Origin of the sequence: Rhodococcus sp. ABRD24, from assembly GCF_004328705.1 — a bacterium.
In the GTDB taxonomy this organism is placed as follows: domain Bacteria; phylum Actinomycetota; class Actinomycetes; order Mycobacteriales; family Mycobacteriaceae; genus Prescottella.
This window is the reverse complement of record NZ_CP035319.1, coordinates 1,209,622-1,225,861: the sequence shown is the minus strand read 5'-3', so window position 1 is coordinate 1,225,861 and position 16,240 is coordinate 1,209,622. Positions and strand designations below refer to the sequence as shown.

The following is a 16,240-nucleotide window of genomic DNA, read 5'->3' as shown; positions in this document are numbered from 1 at the left end:
TCCGATGAACGGAATCAGCCGAGCCAGAAGGTTCGTATTGCCTGTTCAACGGGCTGCGGAAGAGCCTTGAAGACCCTCTCCAGGCGTGCGCCGGTGCCTCGGAGCGGTGGCAGGAAGCGCGCCATGTCGGCTGATCGGCTGCTGGGGAGTACGACGCCGATGGCAGCGACAACTTCGTCGTTCGGCGCCCGAACCGGGATCGCAATCGAACATGACCCGAGGGCCATCTCCTCCTGCGTCTTCGCAAAGCCTTGCTCTCGGATGGTGTCGAGTTCCCGCGCGAGCCGCGCCGGTTCGGTGATTGTGAATCTCGAGCGCCGCTCCAGCGAATGGGCGAGGTACGTCTCCCTGAACCACGGGTCCTGATATGCCAGCATCACCTTTCCGACAGCGGTCGGGTGCAGGGGCAATCGGCTACCGACGCGCGCCAGTCGTGGGACGCGCCTGCTTCCGTAGATGCGATCTACGTAGATCACTTCGGTTCCGCGCCGCACCACGAAGTGAACCGTCTCGTGAGTCAGATCGAACAGGTCCTGCAGTGGCGGATGGACGATGTCACGAAGCCGAAGCCCGGCATTCTGGCCGATCGCCCACAGCCGGATGCCGATCTGGTAGCGGCCGTCCGGTCCGCGCAGGAGTGCGCCCCACTGCTCGAGTTCGCCTACCAAGCGATAGACCGTCGTCAACGGCATGCCCGTCGTGGCCGCAATGTCGCTCAACGCCAGCGGCCCAGGGTCCTCCTCGAACACTTCCAGGATCGCAAGTATCCGCGACGCTGTGGTTCGGCCGGCTTCTCGAGGAGTACCTGCCATGTCGAACCGCCTCCTTCCTCGATCCGCCCTCGCTATGGAGATGCTGCTCCGAGCGGTCGATCGTCTCCACCCTGGAAATGGTGAAAGGGCGGTGGGTTCCGATGTGGAACCCACCGCCCTGAGTTTGTCAGACGAAACTACCTCTGCGACCGACCGATCTCGGTGACCCATCCAGGTTCCAGGACCATGAGGGAAAGCTCGGTGATCTGGCTCAGCTCGCCTCGAACGTCAACGTCGACGACGTATCGAAATCCGGCGTCCTCGGCGTGGCCGATCGCCACGAGATCGCCGGCCGCGACGGGCAGCACGACGCGGCGACACGCGGGATGGTCAGCCAGGATGCGGCGGCCGAGGACTGTCAGCGCCTGGGCGTCGCGCAATCCCTCGATGTCGATCTCCAGGTCGGCTACACCGGCCGGGTACGCGTTGCCGAGAGGTCCGCGCACGGCGTAACGTGCGCGGACCTCGAACGGGGCACCATCGACGTCCATCGTGTACTTCAGTGGCCAGCCCGGTGTGCTCATCGGTTCAGTGCGCGATGGCCGTCGGCTGCGAGCTTGCGCAGTGAGACCTTGTCGAGCTTGCCGGAGCCGTTGCGCGGCAACGAATCCAAGACGAGCAGTTCCTTGGGGAGCTTGTACCGGGCGAGGCGCTCGCCGGTGAACGCGCGGATCTCCTCGAGCGTCGGGTCCTTCTCGCTCGACACGCAGAGCACCGCGACCACAACCTCGCCCCACTTGGGATCGGGGGCACCGACGACGGCCGCATCGGTCACTCCCGGGTACTCGACGAGCACCCGCTCGACCTCGGCGGGATAGACGTTCTCGCCGCCCGTGATCACCATGTCCTTGATCCGGTCGACGATGTAGAGGAAGCCCTCCTCGTCCAGGCAGCCCAGATCGCCGGAGTGGAACCAGTTCTCGGCGTCGAATGCAGCGTCGGTGGCCTGCTGGTTGGCCCAGTAGCCGGGCGTGACGTTCGGGCCGCGCACGCAGATCTCACCGGCCGCATTGGCCTCGGTGAGTGTCGCACCCGTCACCGGATCGACGATCTTGATTTCCGTGAACGGCATCGGCAGGCCCGCCGACGACGCCCGCTCGAGCGTCCGCTCGGGCGGCAGTGACGTCGCGAACGGTGCCGTCTCGGTCAGACCCCACGCCTGCTGCAGCGAGACACCGCGGCGGCCGTACTCCTTGACCAGGCTCGGCGGCACCGGAGCCCCGGCGACGATCGCCGAGCGCAGCTGCGACAGGTCCGCGTCCGCGAACTCGGGCAACTGTGCGATCGCGGAGAACATCGCGGGTACCGCGAAGATCGTGTTGACCTTGTGCTCCACCAGGTCGGCGAGCGTGCCCGCGGGGTCGAACGTGCGACGGACCAGCGTCGCGCCGCCGCGGCTGAGGCTGCGCAGTGTGAACGAGTTGAGGCATCCGATATGGAACAGCGGAGCCACTGCGAGGTTGATGTCACGGCGGTTGGTGTCCACCACCGAGTCCACGTTGAACGAGTTCCACCAGATGTTGCCGTGCGTGAGCATGACGCCCTTGGGACGTCCCGTGGTGCCCGACGTGTACATCAGCGCAGCCAGGTCGTCCGCGAAGCGGGGTAGCGGTGTCAGCTCCGTCTCGAGTGCAGCGCCGCGCGCGAGTGCGGTGGTCAGCTTCTCCCAGCGTCCCGACGGCGCATCGCTGAGCGGCACCGCGTCGTCGTTGTCGACCGCGATCATCCGCGGCGGCTGGACTGCTGGGTCGATCTCCTCGATCACCGGCATGTGCCCGGGCTCGACGATCAGTACACGAGGTCCGAAATCGCCTAGCTGATACGCGATCTCGGCGGCGGCGAGACGGAAGTTGACCGGTACGTACACCGCGCCCACCCAGGCCGCTGCCAGGTAGGTCACCAGGAACGTCGGGCTGTTGAGGCCGAGGTATGCCACGCGGTCGCCTTTGCGGACACCCGAGGCGTGCAGTGCCAGCGCCATTGCGTGTACGCGAGCGGTGAGATCGCGGTAGTCGATCGTGTGGTCCTCGTAGATCAGCGCGGTGCTGGCGCCGTGCAGGCGGCCCAGTGATTGCAGTGCGCGGGCGGGGCTGATATCGACGGGGGCCTTGTCGGTGCTCACAGATCGTCACCGCCTGCTGCGGTGCGGAATCCGCGGGCGGCGATGCCGCCGTCGACGGGGATGATCGCACCGGTGATGTTGGAGCTGTTGGCTGCGGAAGCCAGCAGCACGTAGGGCGCCGTGAAATCGGCGGGATCGACGCTGGCGTCGTGCAACGGCAGCAGCGGGTTGTCACCGGTCGTGGTGCCGCGTGCGAACGACGCCTCGATGGACCGATCGGCCAGACCGATCGACTCGGGGCCACGCAGATCGGTGCGCATACCGCCGGCCGCGACGCCGTTCACCCGGACCTTGGGGGCCAGTTCGTACGCCAGCTCGAGCACGAGCCCGCGGCAGGCGTGCTTGCTCGCGGTGTACAGCGGTCCGCCTCCGTTCGGATAGAAGGCCGAGTTCGACAGCGTCATCACGACACTGCCGCGGGTCTTGACCAGCTCACGCCACGCGGCCTCGACGGCCAGCAGGTAGCCCTTGACGTTGATCGCGAACAACTCGTCGAACGCCGCGGACAGGGCTTCGCCATCCAGGCGGGTGATGCTGCGCTGGTAGTCCCAGATACCCGCGTTCGGCACCAGGGTGTCGAGCTTACCGAAGCGCGCGACGGCCTCCGAGACCGCGCGATGCTGGTCGGCGGTCGACCGGACATCGGCCTCCACCGTGTGGACGCGATCGGCGCGATCGCCGGCCGCCTCCACCAGCTCGCTCAGCTTGGCCGGATCACGGTCCGCGACGACGACCGAGGAGCCCTCGTCGAGGAACCGTTCGGCGACGGCCCGGCCCAGTCCGGAACCGCCGCCGGTGATGAGGGCGACATTGCCCTCGAGCCACCCGGTCACGCGTCCTCCGAACAGTCGGTCAGGAAGTCCACCACGAGCCGCTCGAACTCCTTCTGGCGCTCGACCTGCACCCAGTGGCCGCACTTGCTGAACGCGTGCAGCTGCACGTCGGGGATCTGCTTGAGCATCAGTTGCGAGCCTTCGAACGTGATGGTGCGGTCCTCGGTGCCCCACAGCAGCAGCGTCGGGGCCTTGATCTTGTGGGCGTCGCGCCACAGCGGATCCATGCCGTGACGACGCGCGAACGCGGCGTTGTAGCGGTGATAGAACTCCATGTGGCTCTCGTCCAGCGACGCCTCGTAGCGGGCCTCGATGTTGGCGTCGTCGAACTGCTTGGGATCGGCGACCATGGTGCGGACGAAGTCCTTCATCTTCTTCACGGTCGGGCCGCCGCCGTTGTAGTAGCGGAACATCGCCTTCTGACCCTCGGTCGGCGTCGGGCCGAACGGCAGCCAGCCACCGCCCGGAGCCATCAGCACCAGACGGGTGACGCGGTGCGGGATCGCCAGCGCGAGGGCGATCGCGGCGGCACCACCGAGGCTGTTGCCCATCAGGTGGAACTCCTCGATGCCCATCGCGTCGAGCGTCTGGATCAGTGCGTCCACCGTGATCTGCGTGATGCTCCGCTGCTGGAGGTCTTCCTCCGTAGGGCGGTAGCTGCCACCGAAGCCCGGCTGGTCCGGCAGCACGACGGTGAAGTGCGGCGTCAGAGCGGGGAGGTTCTGGCTGTAGTTCGCGATCGCCGACGCACCCGGGCCACCGCCGTGCAGCATCACCAGGACCGGGCCGCCGCCGGCCTCGCTCACCTTGATGGTGCCGAGCGAGGTCTCGACCTCGCGGCTGGTCACGGCCGTCTCTACCGCTGCATTCGTTGTCACTGTGTCACGCGCTCCTTGTGTCTGGGGAGGATCGTCGCCTGGTAGTTCCGAGGGGGAATGAGAGATCAGAAGAAGGTGCTGATGTTCTTGGCCAGCAACACGTTCTGATCGAGCAGGATCTTGCGGCGGGCGACCACCAGGCCGCCGCTCTCGGTCTCGCGGAGGATGTCCTCCCGGCCGCCGGAGTAGATGTCGACCTCGCGCTCGAGCCGGTTGCGGTAGACGATGAAGTTCGAGCGTGCGTACCACTGCCCGATCTTCTGCTCGTCCTCGTCCGCGTGGCGGACGACGACGTTGCTCACCAGGTGCCGGGTGCGCGACGGCGGATCCTCGGCCCAGGCCATGCCCGAGTCGAAGCGGCGAATGCGCCAGGCCAGGCTCGCGCGGGTCTCGTCGTAGAAGGCGGCCTCACCGCGCGCGGCGACCGCGAGCGACTGCTGACGCCGCAGCCGGTTGGTACGCGTAGGTGCCCAGTAGTGCAGGTCCTCGGCCAGCAGGTCCAGCCAGTCGGTGAATCGGCCGTCGTCGATCAGTTCGGCCTCACGGAAATACAGCTGCTGGACGCGGAAGTGAGTGTCGGCGTCAGCGAGGTCACGGTGTGCGGGGGTGGTGTCAGAAGCCATCAGTCAGGTCATCCTTTGGCGAGCTTGCGCAGGTTCACGGTCGGGTCGGCCAGTGCGGCCGGATCCACCGCAAGAGCGCGGTCGATGATGATGCGGGCGGCCCGCACGGCCGGGCCGCCGTCGATGAACGCTGCTCCGACCAGGGTGTTGCCCCGGACTCGGAACACCATCTGCGGGCGGGTGGCGTCGTCGGGGTGCGGCCGGATCACGGTCTCGCCCGCCGCCGTCATCGACCCGACGCCCTGCACGTGGATGCCGTGCCGATCGGACCAGAACCAGCCCGAGCACTCGGGCTCGGGTTCCTGTCCCAGGACGCGGGCGGCGACGGCACGAGCACTGAGTTGTGCTGCTTCCCAATGCTCCTCGCGTCGGTGCAGGGCGCCGTCGGCATCGCGTCGACGGGCGACGTCACCGGCGGCGAATACCGCCGGGTGGCTCGTGCGGAAGTGCTCGTCGACGAGCACGCCCCCGTCGACGTCGAGGCCCGCGGCCTCCGCGAGCTCGGTCGACGGGATCGACCCGATACCCACGAGCACCGCGTCGGCGGGCAGTTCCTCGCCGGTGGTGAGCACGACGGTCACCGCATCACCGGTGCTCCGGATCTCCGTGACGCCCGCGGTGTGTACGGCGATGCCGTGCTCGGTGTGCTGGTCGTGCAGGTAGCGCGCCAGCTCCGGGCCCACCGCGGGAACGATCGGCGGGTCGGCTGGGTCGACCAGAGTGACCTGGGCGCCGAGCTGCAATGCCGCCGAGGCGGTTTCGGCGCCGATCAGGCCGGCCCCGATCACGACCAGACGTGCGCCGGGGACGAGCCGGGCCTTGAGGGCACGGGCGTCGTCGATGGTGCGGAGCAGATGGACCTGCGGCAGGTCGCCGCCCGGCACCGGCAGCGGACGGGCGCCCGCACCCGTGGTCAGGATCGTCACATCCGCGTCCAGGCGGGTGCCGTCGGCGAGTTCGACCACGCCCTCATCCGGCTTCAGCGCCGTCGCCGGCATTCCGGTCCGCAGCGTGATCTTCTGCGCAACATACCAATCCGGCTTGGCCAGGGCGAGATCCGCCTCGTCCGCGGTACCGAACATGAACGCCTTGGACAGCGGCGGACGGTCGTACGGGGTGGGTCCGCCGTCGATCAGCGTGATCTCACCCTCGAAGCCGCGGGTGCGGAGTTCGCCGGCGGCACTGACGCCGGCGAGCCCGCCGCCGACCACGACGACGCTGGCGGGGGTGCTCATTGCGCGACTGCGCTCTGGCCCGGGTACAGCCAGATCTCGTCGCCCTCGATCTCGACCCTGTGCGTCGGGGCGTTCTCGGTGGCCGGCATCGACAGTACCGCGCCGGTGCGCAGGCAGAACTTGCCCGAGTGCAGCGGGCACTCCACCTGGCCGCCCTCGATCCAGCCGTCCGCGAGGGACGCTTCGCCGTGGCTACAGCGGTCGTTGAGCGCGAAGTACTCGCCCTCGTCGTGGAAGACCGCGATCGGCTCGCCCGTGCCGGTCTGCTCGGCGTCGACGACCAGCGCCTCGCCGTCCTCGATGTCGCCGACCGCGCCGACCTTGAACTTGGTGGTGGTCTCGCTCACTTCGCGCCCTTTTCGTGCCAAGCCGGTGTGTTCATCAGTTCTGCCCAGCGCCGGTAGAAGCCGCGGCCGGCAGCGTCGCTGTACAGCTCGCTGGTCTTGCCGGGGTAGACGCCGTCCTCGCGCTCGGAGCCCAGGCCCATCTGGTAGTTCAGCGGCACACTGTTGGTGATGAAACCGCCTGCGATGGACTGGCACTCGCTCCAGTTCTCTCCGTCGTCCTGCTCGAAGATGCCGCTGGGGCCGAACGTGCGGAGGTTGTAGAGGCGCTGCGCCTCACGCACGTCCTCGGGCATCGACCTGTCGACGATGGTCCACGCCCACACCTCCATCTTGTCCGGTCCCTTGGGGTGCCAGACGCGGATGCTGCCGTTGACCGGCAGGTACGAGAAGTTGGGGAAGACGGTCGCGTGACCGGTGGTCATCGGACCCTCGACGCGCTCGTCGCCGAGACGCTCACGCAGCACGTCGTAGTCGTAGTACTCGTGCACCGGCTGCGCGTCGAAGCGGCTGCGCGGGTGCGTCGGGAAACCGGCGCCGTGACCCATCGGGTCGCTGAACTGGCGGCCCGGGGTGTTGACGATCTCGGCCTTCGGCCCGCGGCCGGTGGGGGAGAGCACCATCAGCGCGGACGCGTGCGACATGTTGACGTGGTACCAGTCGGTGGCGAACTGCTCGGCCGCCAGCTTCCAGTTGCCGTCGAGCACCCACTTGTGAATGCCGCCGACGGCGACCGTGCCTTCCGGATCGCGATCGAGCATCGCGTCCATGTAGTAGGTCATGCCCCCGAGGGCTTCCTTCAGCGGCGGCGCCGCCGGGTTCCACGTCGCGAAGATCAGTCCGTGGTAGGTGTCGAGCTGGGCGACCTCGACCAGGCCCCAGTCCTTCTTGTCGAAGGACTCCGGGTAGCCGGCCTCGTTCGGGACACTCACCAGCTGCCCGGCAGTGTCGAAGCTCCAGCCGTGGTAGGTGCAGGTGAAGTTCTTGGTGGCGCCGAAGTCCGCGCGGCACACCCGCGCACCGCGGTGGCGGCACGAGTTGAGGAACGCCCGGATCTTGCGGTCCTTGCCCATCGAGACGATGACCGGGTCCTCACCCATGTAGGTGGTGAGGAACTCGCCAGGCTTGGAGATCTGCGACGTGTGACCCAGGAACAGCCAGCTCGGCGCGAAGATGCGGCGCAGCTCCTGCTGGTAGATCGAGTGGTCGGTGAAGACCGCGCGATCGACGTAGCCGTTGTCGGTGTCGACCATCGTCGCCACGTCGACGAACTTGGTGAGGGCGGCCGGCCGCTGGATCGAGCCCTGAGGCACGGCGCCGCCGTCGGAGGTACTTGGCATGCATACAGGAGACTCTCGCGGTGACCTCCGATGCCAGCAGTCGTGCCGAGGTACGGAACGGCTCCTCGCGTGGGATCCGGGTGGCGTCGAACATGGTTACCCGAACACGTATTTCGCAACCGCAGCATCGGCGTGGTTGTGTCCGACAGCACAGGAGAATCCATGCTCGCAGCCGTCGCCGTCGCCCAGAACGCGGACGATCCGCTCAGTGGCCTCGAACTCCGCGAGGTTCCCGACCCGGTCGTTCCCGACGGCTGGGCCAAGGTCGCGGTGCGATCGTCCGCTCTCAACATGCACGACGTGTGGACGCTGCGCGGTGTCGGGCACCCGGCCGACCGGATCCCGATGATTCTGGGCTGTGACGCGGCGGGTGTCGACGAGGACGGCAACGAGGTGATCATCTACCCGGTGATCGCCGACGCGGACGGTGGCGGCGGCGACGAGACACTCGACCCGGGCCGCGCACTGCTGTCCGAGCAGCACGACGGAGCCTTTGCCGAGTACCTCGTGGTGCCCCGGCGCAACCTGATCCCCAAGCCCGAGTGGCTGTCGTTCGACGAGGCCGCATGTCTGCCCGTCGCGTGGACCACGGCGTACCGAATGTTGTTCACGCAGGCGCAGATCAAGGCCGGTGACCGGGTGCTCGTGCAGGGTGCCGGCGGCGGCGTCGCGACCGCCGCGATCAGCCTGGCTTCAGCCGCGGGTGCCAAGGTGTACGCCGCGAGCCGCAGCGCGGAGAAGCGCGCTACCGCGCTCGAACTGGGTGCGCACACCGCGGTCGAGGCCGGCGCGCGGCTGCCCGAGAAGGTCGACGTCGTGATCGAAACCGTCGGTGAGGCCACGTGGGCGCACTCGATGCGTTCGCTGCGCCCCGGCGGCACCATCGTGATCGCCGGTGCGACGTCGGGCTCCAACCCGCCGGCCGACCTCACCCGCATCTTCTACCTGCAGCAGCGGATCCTCGGGTCCACCGGATGCACCCGTGCCGAGCTGGTGTCGATGCTCCGCATGATGGAGGCGACCGGCCTGCGACCCAAGATCGACCGTCGAATTTCTCTGCAGGACATTCACGCTGGGTTCCAGGCAATGATCGACGGCGACGTGAACGGCAAGGTCGTGGTGAAGGTCTCGTGAGCATCTGGATCGGGTTGTAGTACTGACAGTCGATGACGGTCAAGTGGCGCTGGGGCATTCGCCTCGGCGCCACTTTCGTTTCGCGAGTGCGAGGCATCGGTTCCGCCAGGTGTTCCATCTGACGGCACATGCACTCGCACGTGGTGTGGGTCACGGCGAGGATTTCGGCCGACGTGGTCTCAGTCACACCTTCGCCCGAGCGATCCGCACGGGCGGCTCCCATGAAAGGCGTTCTCCATGACGGCAATTGCTCCGCCGCAACCGGACACCTCCGCGAAACACCGCATGCCACTTCGGGCCCTGTTTGCCGCCGGCCTCGGCAATGCGATCGAATGGTTCGACTGGACCGTGTACGCAACGTTCTCGATCTACTTCGCGACACAGATCTTCCCGCCTGGCAACCAGGCGCTGGCGCTGATGAGTACCTTCGCGACGTACGCCCTCGCGTTCTTCTTCCGTCCGCTCGGCGGAATCATCATCGGCCGAATCTCCGATATGCGCGGTCGCAAGGTGGGCCTCGTCGTCACGGTCTCGATGATGGCCGGCGGCTCGTTGGTCTTCGCAATCCTGCCCACCTACGGGCAGGTGGGCTGGCTCGCCCCAGTCCTGCTGCTGCTCGCACGCATCGTCCAGGGCATCTCGATGGGCGGTGAGACATCCAGCGCAGCATCGTATCTGGCGGAGATCGCGCCGCCGGACCGGCGTGGCCGGTACTCGTCGGTCTACTACATGTCGACAGGTGTCGCGGTGCTGCTGGCATCGCTGCTGGGCGTCGCCGCTACCAACCTGCTCACCGACGGCCAGCTCGATGCGTGGGGCTGGCGCGTCCCGTTCGTGATCGGGGGCCTGCTCGGCCTGCTCGCGCTGTGGCTGCGCCGCAACCTCGATGAGACCGAGATGTCCAAGAAGGCGCAGGCCGACGCCGCCGAGATGCGGAACCCGCTGCGGACCACGCTACGCACGCATCCGCGGTCCGTGGTGCACCTCATCGGTTTCATCATGATGCCCTGCCTGGCCTACTACACCTTCTACTCGGCCATTACGCCCTATGCGGTCAAGAGCGAGGGCGCCGACGCGTCCGACGTCTTCACGGCGCTGGCGATCGGCAGCGTCTTCTTCATCGCGCTCCAGTACCCGGCCGGCGCGATGTCCGACCGCTTCGGGCGTAAGCCGCAGCTGCTGTTCTACTGCGCCTTCATGGCGGTGTTCACCGTTCCGGCATCGTTCCTCATCGGCCCCGGTCTGGGGAACATGCTGATTCTGTTCGTGATCGGGCTGTCGGTGTTCGCTATCAATACCTCGATCGTGCCGTGCACCATGGCCGAGATGTTCCCGACGAAGCTGCGGGGAGTCGGGATCGGTACCTGGTACAACGTCACCGTCGCCTTGTTCGGTGGTACGGCGCCGCTGCTCATGACCTCGCTGATGTCCGCCGGAATCGGCCGCTACTTCTTCGTCTATCTCGCTGTGTGCGCCGTGATCTCCGGTGTGATCGTCTCTACGATGCCCGAGACCAAGGGCAAGGTGCTCGATTAGGCGCGCTCGAACGGCCACTGCCCTTGAGTGCTGGCACTCGCATGTATAGAGTGCTAGTCGACACCGAGCGAGTCCCGGCACCCGCGACGACGGGCCTTGTGAAGGGTCACTGTGATGACTGAACAATCGTGGTCCGAGGAGCAGCTTCGGGCCCAACAAACCCCTGAAAGTGGAGGGCTCATCGTGGCGAGCGTGAACATCAAGCCGCTCGAGGACAAGATCCTCGTCCAGGCCAACGAGGCCGAGACGACGACTGCCTCCGGCCTCGTCATCCCCGACACGGCGAAGGAGAAGCCCCAGGAGGGCACCGTCGTCGCTGTTGGTCCCGGCCGCTGGGACGAGGATGGCGAGAAGCGCATCCCCCTGGACGTCCAGGAAGGCGACACCGTCATCTACAGCAAGTACGGCGGAACCGAGATCAAGTACGCCGGTCAGGAGTACCTGATCCTTTCGGCGCGCGACGTTCTGGCTGTCGTCTCCAAGTAAGCCTCACGCATACCGCCCCGGAGTTCCGCATCGGACCCGGGGCGGCGTGCGTTCCGGCTGAACCCTGAATCCGTTTCGGGACGAAACCCTGAAAGTCCAGGAGTAGCTGAATCAATGTCCAAGCAAATTGAGTTCAACGAGAACGCACGCCGGGCACTCGAGCGTGGCGTCGACCAGCTCGCCGACGCTGTCAAGGTCACCATCGGCCCCCGCGGCCGCCACGTGGTCCTTGCCAAGGCGTTCGGCGGCCCTACCGTCACCAACGACGGTGTGAGCATCGCCCGCGAGATCGAGCTCGAGGATCCGTTCGAGAATCTCGGTGCCCAGCTCGTCAAGAGCGTCGCCACGAAGACCAACGACGTCGCGGGCGACGGCACCACCACCGCCACCGTGCTCGCCCAGGCGCTGGTCAAGGCCGGCCTCAAGAACGTTGCCGCGGGCGCCAACCCGATCGCTCTCGGTGTCGGCATCAGCAAGGCCGCCGACGCCGTGTCCGAGGCGTTGATCGCCGCGGCTACCCCGGTCGAGGGCAAGGAAGCCATCGCGCAGGTTGCCACCGTTTCCTCGCGTGACGAGGAGATCGGTGAGCTGGTCGGCGAGGCGATGACCCGCGTCGGCGTCGACGGCGTCGTCACGGTCGAGGAATCCTCGACTCTGCACACCGAGCTCGTCGTCACCGAGGGTGTCCAGTTCGACAAGGGCTTCCTCTCGCCGTACTTCGTCACCGACGTCGATGCCCAGCGCGCCGTGTTCGAGGACGCGCTGGTGCTGATGTACCGCGAGAAGATCAGCTCGCTGCCGGATTTCCTGCCGCTGCTCGAGAAGATCGCCGAGTCCGGCAAGCCTGTCCTGATCATCGCCGAGGACGTCGAGGGTGAGGTGCTCTCCACGCTGGTGGTGAACTCGATCCGCAAGACGATCAAGGCTGTTGCCGTGAAGGCGCCGTTCTTCGGTGACCGCCGCAAGGCGTTCCTCGAGGACCTCGCCGTCGTGACCGCGGGCACCGTCATCAACACGGACATGGGTCTGACGTTGAAGGAAGCCGGTCTGGACCTCCTCGGCAGCGCTCGTCGCGTCGTGGTCACCAAGGACGAGACCACCATCGTCGACGGCGCCGGCACCGAGGCCGACATCGCGACCCGCGTCGCGCAGCTGCGTCGTGAGATCGAGAACACCGACTCCGACTGGGATCGTGAGAAGCTCGAGGAGCGTCTGGCGAAGCTCTCCGGCGGTGTCGCGGTCATCAAGGTCGGCGCGGCCACCGAGACCGACCTCAAGGAGCGCAAGTTCCGCGTCGAGGACGCGGTCAACGCGGCCAAGGCTGCGGTCGAGGAAGGTATCGTCCCCGGCGGCGGGTCGGCGTTGGTGCAGGCCGGACAGGTCCTGCCGGCACTCGCCGCGTCGCTCTCGGGCGACGAGGCTACCGGTGTCGAGGTTGTCCGCACCGCGCTCGCGGCTCCGCTGTACTGGATCGCCTCCAATGCCGGCCTCGACGGCTCTGTCGTGGTCAGCAAGGTTGCCGACGCACCGAAGGGTCACGGCTTCAACGCCGCGAACCTCACCTACGGTGACCTGCTCGCCGACGGTGTCGTCGATCCGGTCAAGGTGACCCGTTCAGCTGTCGTCAACGCGGCCTCGGTCGCACGGATGGTGCTCACCACCGAGAGCGCTGTCGTCGAGAAGCCCGCCGAGGCTGTAGCGGACACCGGCCACGGCCACGCTCACTGATCCACTCGGCAGTTGCCGAAATGTCGAGGCCCCCCGGACGAAATCGTCCGGGGGGCCTCGACATTCTCGAGGTCGACCGAGTGCGGTCAGGTGAGCGGGATCGCGGCGAACATGGTTCCCGTCGGGGTTGCCGAACCGCCGGGCGGCTCGATCGTGAAGCCGAGCTTCGTGGCACCGTCGATGCCCTCGAGGACCGCGGTCGTGGTTGGGGAGACCTGTTCGGGTGACATCGTTCCCGCCGACACCGGCTGCGCGCCGCCCATGAGCCACATCTGGTACACCGAATCCGGCTGGGGCGGAGCGACACCGTTCATCACGAGCATGGCCGCGTTGGCTTGCTTGGAGTACATCGCGGTCGCGGTGCCGCCCCCGGGAATCGCGGCCGAGGACGACTGCATATCGGGGGCGTCCATGATCTGCGCGGAGATCGACGGGGGCGGTACGGTTTCCGTGATTTGACGGCCGACCACGACGCCACCGGCCAGCAGGGCTGCGGCTGCGGCCACCGATGCAATGGCAATCCGCCAGCCGCGCCTCGGGTTTCGCCGGGCGGCGATCTCGTCACCCGGCACCTGCTCCAGCAGATTGTGGCGCAGTGAGCTGGGTGGGGTGACCGCGACGAGGGAGCTGGCCACCGCCATCGTCTCGCGGGCGAGCCGCACCGCGGTGTCGAACTCGGCTCGGGCCGCCGCGTCTGCCGCGGCCAGTCGTGCGTCGAGTTCGCGCCGGTCGGAGTCGTCGAGGGCGTGCAATGCGTCGGCGTGCGCCCACTCGATCAGGTCGTCGTCCATCTCACATCACCCCCAGACATCCTCTGAGCCTTGTCAATCCGTCTCTGATCCGGGACTTGACCGTGGGCACCGCGACCCCGAGGTCGGCAGCCACCTCACGATAGGTTCGGCCGCCGTAGTAGGCGAGTGTCACGGATTGCCGCTGTATGTCGGTGAGTGTCTGGAGACAGTCCAGAACTGCCTGCCGTTCGGCACGGTGCTGGACCTCTTCCGTCACTTGGTCGAACGCATCCACGCGATTCGTGGTCTCGTAGACCACCTCGCGGTCGGAGTGAGACTGCTCCGAGCGGACCCGGTCGATCGCCCGTCGATGGGCGAGAGTCATGAGCCACGACATCGGTGACCCGCGTTCGGGATCGTAACTTGTCGCCGACTTCCATACCTGGAGGTAGACCTCCTGTGTGGTCTCCTCCGAGAAGCCTGGATCGCGCAGGACCCGCAGGACCATTCCGTATACCCGCGCGCCGGTCCGGTCATAGAAGTCTGCGAACGCCGCACGATCGCCCTCGGCGATACTCGCCAACAGCTTTCGCAGCCGAATCGACTCTTCGTGGCGGGCGGCGATGAGATTTCGGTTGTCGGCAGGGCAGAAGTCATCGCCGCCGGAGGATCCGGCCGAATTCACGTGGCGCCGTTCGATTGCATCGAGGACTACCGTAGCGTCCATCGGCCGGATCCTCTCGGATTGGGGCGGCTAGTCGTTCTGTGGTCGAAGACCGCCGGCCCTCGTGATTACTGCGGCATCAGGACCGAGTCCACGAGGTACACCGTTGCATTGGCGGTCTTGACGCCGCCGCATACGACGCCGGCCGTGTTGACCTTCAGGTTGTCGCCGGACCCGGTGACGGTGACGTCGGAGCCCTCGACCGTCGTGTGTGTGCCGTCGATCTCGCTGGGCGCCAACTGTCCCGGAACGACGTGGTAGGTGAGGATCTTCGTCAGCAGCGCGTCATCGGTCTTCAGTGTGTCCACGGTCGCCGGATCCAGCTTGGCGAAAGCCGCGTCCGTCGGTGCGAACACCGTGAACTGGCCACCGTTGAGGGTGCCGACGAGGTTGACGTCCGGATTGAGCTCGCCGGACACCGCGGCCGTGAGTGTCGTCAGCATCGGGTTGTTCGACGCTGCGACCGCGACCGGGTCCTGCGCCATTCCGGCAACGGAGCCGGGGCCGGAGGGGACGGTTGCCGCGTACTCCGCGCAACCCGGGCCGACCAGGTCCGCGGCAGGTGCGGCGCTGCCGGACGGCGCCATTGCGGACTCGCTCGATTGGGTGCTGGACATCGTGGCGGAACTCGAGGTCGTGGAGTTGTCCGACGAGTCGTCGGACGAACACGCAGCGACGCCGAGGAGCGCGATCGAAGCGGCGGCGGCGACGGCAACTGTGCGGGACGTCTTGATGCTCATGAGACTGCCTTCCTGACGGGTGGTGTTCTGCACTGTCAGGGAGGGCTTCGGAGCGCGGACTGTCCCGGATGGGTCGGGGGCAGAGGTGACGTCGAAAGGAGGGCGCACAGCCCCCGGGGCGCCGAGATCTCGGCGCCCCGGGGGCTGCATGTGGCTCCTTCACCCCCCGGATGAACGGGGGTCGTCGGCTCAGGCGATCCGGCGACGCATCTGGCGAGTGTGAAGTTCGCGCTCGGCCTCCGACATCCCGCCCCAGATGCCGTACGGCTCACACACCGCCAGCGCGTGATTGCGGCACTGGGCGAGCACGGGGCACCGTCGGCACATCTCCTTGGCTCGGTTCTCCCGCTGTGCGCGGGCACGGCCACGCTCACCGTCGGGATGGAAGAACACTGCGGAATCCACCCCACGACACAGTCCGTGGATCTGCCAGTCCCAGACGTCGGCATTCGGGCCGGGAAGGTGATTCGGAACAGCCATCAGGACTCCTCTGTATGCAGGCTCACGGTGAAGCTGCGAGCGGCCCGAACGCCTCACGACGCCGGGACCATGTAAACGGTCACGCCCCGCAACCGTAAAGGCGTATATGAAATCTCGTCAATAGTTTCGACAAGTGGCGATTTGCATATCCCGCGGTCACAGAATTAACGCGTTGGACATTTACATCGCGCAGGCGCTGTGATTGTGTTTGGTCCCGTGCGGGATAGCGCCAGCGTAGCCCTGCCCGGTCCTCACCTGGACGATCGTCTTATTTGAGGCCGCGGACTGAGTCCGTGTGAGCCGTCGGCGACGATTCCCGTTAACCTCACTGTCGCATATTCTTCAAGATTGAATCATGTTTCGAACCATGCACCGCACTTATGGTGCAGATATGAGCTTAAACGGTCGTCCAGTTTGAGGGATCGGGTCGGTTGGACTGTTCTTCAAGCGGTATCGGATGAAATCAGCGGGGCGGGCAGTGCGATGATCGCCCG

At 66.7% G+C, this 16,240-nt stretch carries 17 protein-coding genes; 4 read left to right on the top strand and 13 right to left on the bottom strand.

Translation table 11 applies throughout. The features are described from left to right. Window positions 1–14: 14 nt before the first annotated feature. From ERC79_RS05495 to ERC79_RS05455, 9 genes are all read right to left on the bottom strand, one after another. Window positions 15–812 (bottom strand): IclR family transcriptional regulator, encoded by a 798-nt coding sequence (locus ERC79_RS05495; protein WP_131576433.1) that lies wholly within the window; start codon window positions 810–812, stop codon window positions 15–17. Between the two features lie 137 nt (window positions 813–949). Further along, on the bottom strand, window positions 950–1,336 hold the full coding sequence (locus ERC79_RS05490) for a hypothetical protein (RefSeq protein WP_131576431.1): 387 nt from the start codon (window positions 1,334–1,336) through the stop codon (window positions 950–952). After that, window positions 1,333–2,934: a long-chain fatty acid--CoA ligase gene (locus ERC79_RS05485; RefSeq protein WP_131576429.1), complete on the bottom strand. Its 1,602-nt coding sequence runs from the start codon at window positions 2,932–2,934 to the stop codon at window positions 1,333–1,335. The genes ERC79_RS05490 and ERC79_RS05485 overlap by 4 nt, the downstream gene beginning before the upstream one ends. Next, entirely contained in the window at window positions 2,931–3,767 is an 837-nt protein-coding gene (gene hcaB, locus ERC79_RS05480) for a 3-(cis-5,6-dihydroxycyclohexa-1,3-dien-1-yl)propanoate dehydrogenase (protein WP_131576427.1), read from the bottom strand. Before hcaB ends, ERC79_RS05485 begins: the two co-directional genes overlap by 4 nt. Further along, window positions 3,764–4,645: an alpha/beta hydrolase gene (locus ERC79_RS05475; protein ID WP_131576425.1), complete on the bottom strand. Its 882-nt coding sequence runs from the start codon at window positions 4,643–4,645 to the stop codon at window positions 3,764–3,766. Before ERC79_RS05475 ends, hcaB begins: the two co-directional genes overlap by 4 nt. A gap of 65 nt (window positions 4,646–4,710) precedes the next feature. Continuing rightward, on the bottom strand, window positions 4,711–5,268 hold the full coding sequence (locus ERC79_RS05470; protein WP_131576423.1) for a 3-phenylpropionate/cinnamic acid dioxygenase subunit beta: 558 nt from the start codon (window positions 5,266–5,268) through the stop codon (window positions 4,711–4,713). An 8-nt stretch (window positions 5,269–5,276) separates the two neighbouring features. Further along, on the bottom strand, window positions 5,277–6,503 hold the full coding sequence (locus ERC79_RS05465) for an FAD-dependent oxidoreductase (RefSeq protein ID WP_131576422.1): 1,227 nt from the start codon (window positions 6,501–6,503) through the stop codon (window positions 5,277–5,279). Beyond that, window positions 6,500–6,850 carry a bifunctional 3-phenylpropionate/cinnamic acid dioxygenase ferredoxin subunit gene (locus tag ERC79_RS05460; protein WP_131576421.1) on the bottom strand — a complete coding sequence of 117 codons (351 nt, stop codon included), beginning with the start codon at window positions 6,848–6,850 and terminating at the stop codon, window positions 6,500–6,502. Before ERC79_RS05460 ends, ERC79_RS05465 begins: the two co-directional genes overlap by 4 nt. Continuing rightward, window positions 6,847–8,187, bottom strand: coding sequence for an aromatic ring-hydroxylating dioxygenase subunit alpha (locus tag ERC79_RS05455; RefSeq protein WP_131576419.1), 1,341 nt, complete (start codon window positions 8,185–8,187; stop codon window positions 6,847–6,849). Before ERC79_RS05455 ends, ERC79_RS05460 begins: the two co-directional genes overlap by 4 nt. Before the next feature lie 162 nt (window positions 8,188–8,349). Between ERC79_RS05455 and ERC79_RS05450 the strand changes: the two genes are divergently transcribed. From ERC79_RS05450 to groL, 4 genes are all read left to right on the top strand, one after another. Next, window positions 8,350–9,321 (top strand): zinc-binding dehydrogenase, encoded by a 972-nt coding sequence (locus ERC79_RS05450; RefSeq protein ID WP_131576418.1) that lies wholly within the window; start codon window positions 8,350–8,352, stop codon window positions 9,319–9,321. Window positions 9,322–9,558: 237 nt separating this feature from the next. Further along, entirely contained in the window at window positions 9,559–10,857 is a 1,299-nt protein-coding gene (locus ERC79_RS05445; RefSeq protein ID WP_131576416.1) for an MFS transporter, read from the top strand. A 183-nt stretch (window positions 10,858–11,040) separates the two neighbouring features. After that, window positions 11,041–11,343, top strand: a complete 303-nt coding sequence (gene groES, locus ERC79_RS05440; RefSeq protein ID WP_031938674.1) for a co-chaperone GroES — start codon at window positions 11,041–11,043, stop codon at window positions 11,341–11,343. 114 nt (window positions 11,344–11,457) lie between these two features. Then, entirely contained in the window at window positions 11,458–13,071 is a 1,614-nt protein-coding gene (gene groL / locus ERC79_RS05435; protein WP_131576415.1) for a chaperonin GroEL, read from the top strand. 86 nt (window positions 13,072–13,157) lie between these two features. Here the strand turns inward: groL and ERC79_RS05430 are convergent, their stop codons facing one another. The 4 genes from ERC79_RS05430 to ERC79_RS05415 all read right to left on the bottom strand — a co-directional run bounded on the left by ERC79_RS05430 (window position 13,158) and on the right by ERC79_RS05415 (window position 15,746). Next, window positions 13,158–13,862, bottom strand: a complete 705-nt coding sequence (locus tag ERC79_RS05430) for an anti-sigma factor (RefSeq protein ID WP_131576413.1) — start codon at window positions 13,860–13,862, stop codon at window positions 13,158–13,160. 1 nt (window position 13,863) lies between these two features. Further along, on the bottom strand, window positions 13,864–14,529 hold the full coding sequence (locus ERC79_RS05425; RefSeq protein ID WP_131576411.1) for a sigma-70 family RNA polymerase sigma factor: 666 nt from the start codon (window positions 14,527–14,529) through the stop codon (window positions 13,864–13,866). Window positions 14,530–14,594: 65 nt separating this feature from the next. Further along, window positions 14,595–15,266 carry a fasciclin domain-containing protein gene (locus ERC79_RS05420; protein ID WP_131576410.1) on the bottom strand — a complete coding sequence of 224 codons (672 nt, stop codon included), beginning with the start codon at window positions 15,264–15,266 and terminating at the stop codon, window positions 14,595–14,597. 189 nt (window positions 15,267–15,455) lie between these two features. Then, on the bottom strand, window positions 15,456–15,746 hold the full coding sequence (locus ERC79_RS05415; protein WP_131576408.1) for a WhiB family transcriptional regulator: 291 nt from the start codon (window positions 15,744–15,746) through the stop codon (window positions 15,456–15,458). Window positions 15,747–16,240: the final 494 nt, after the last annotated feature.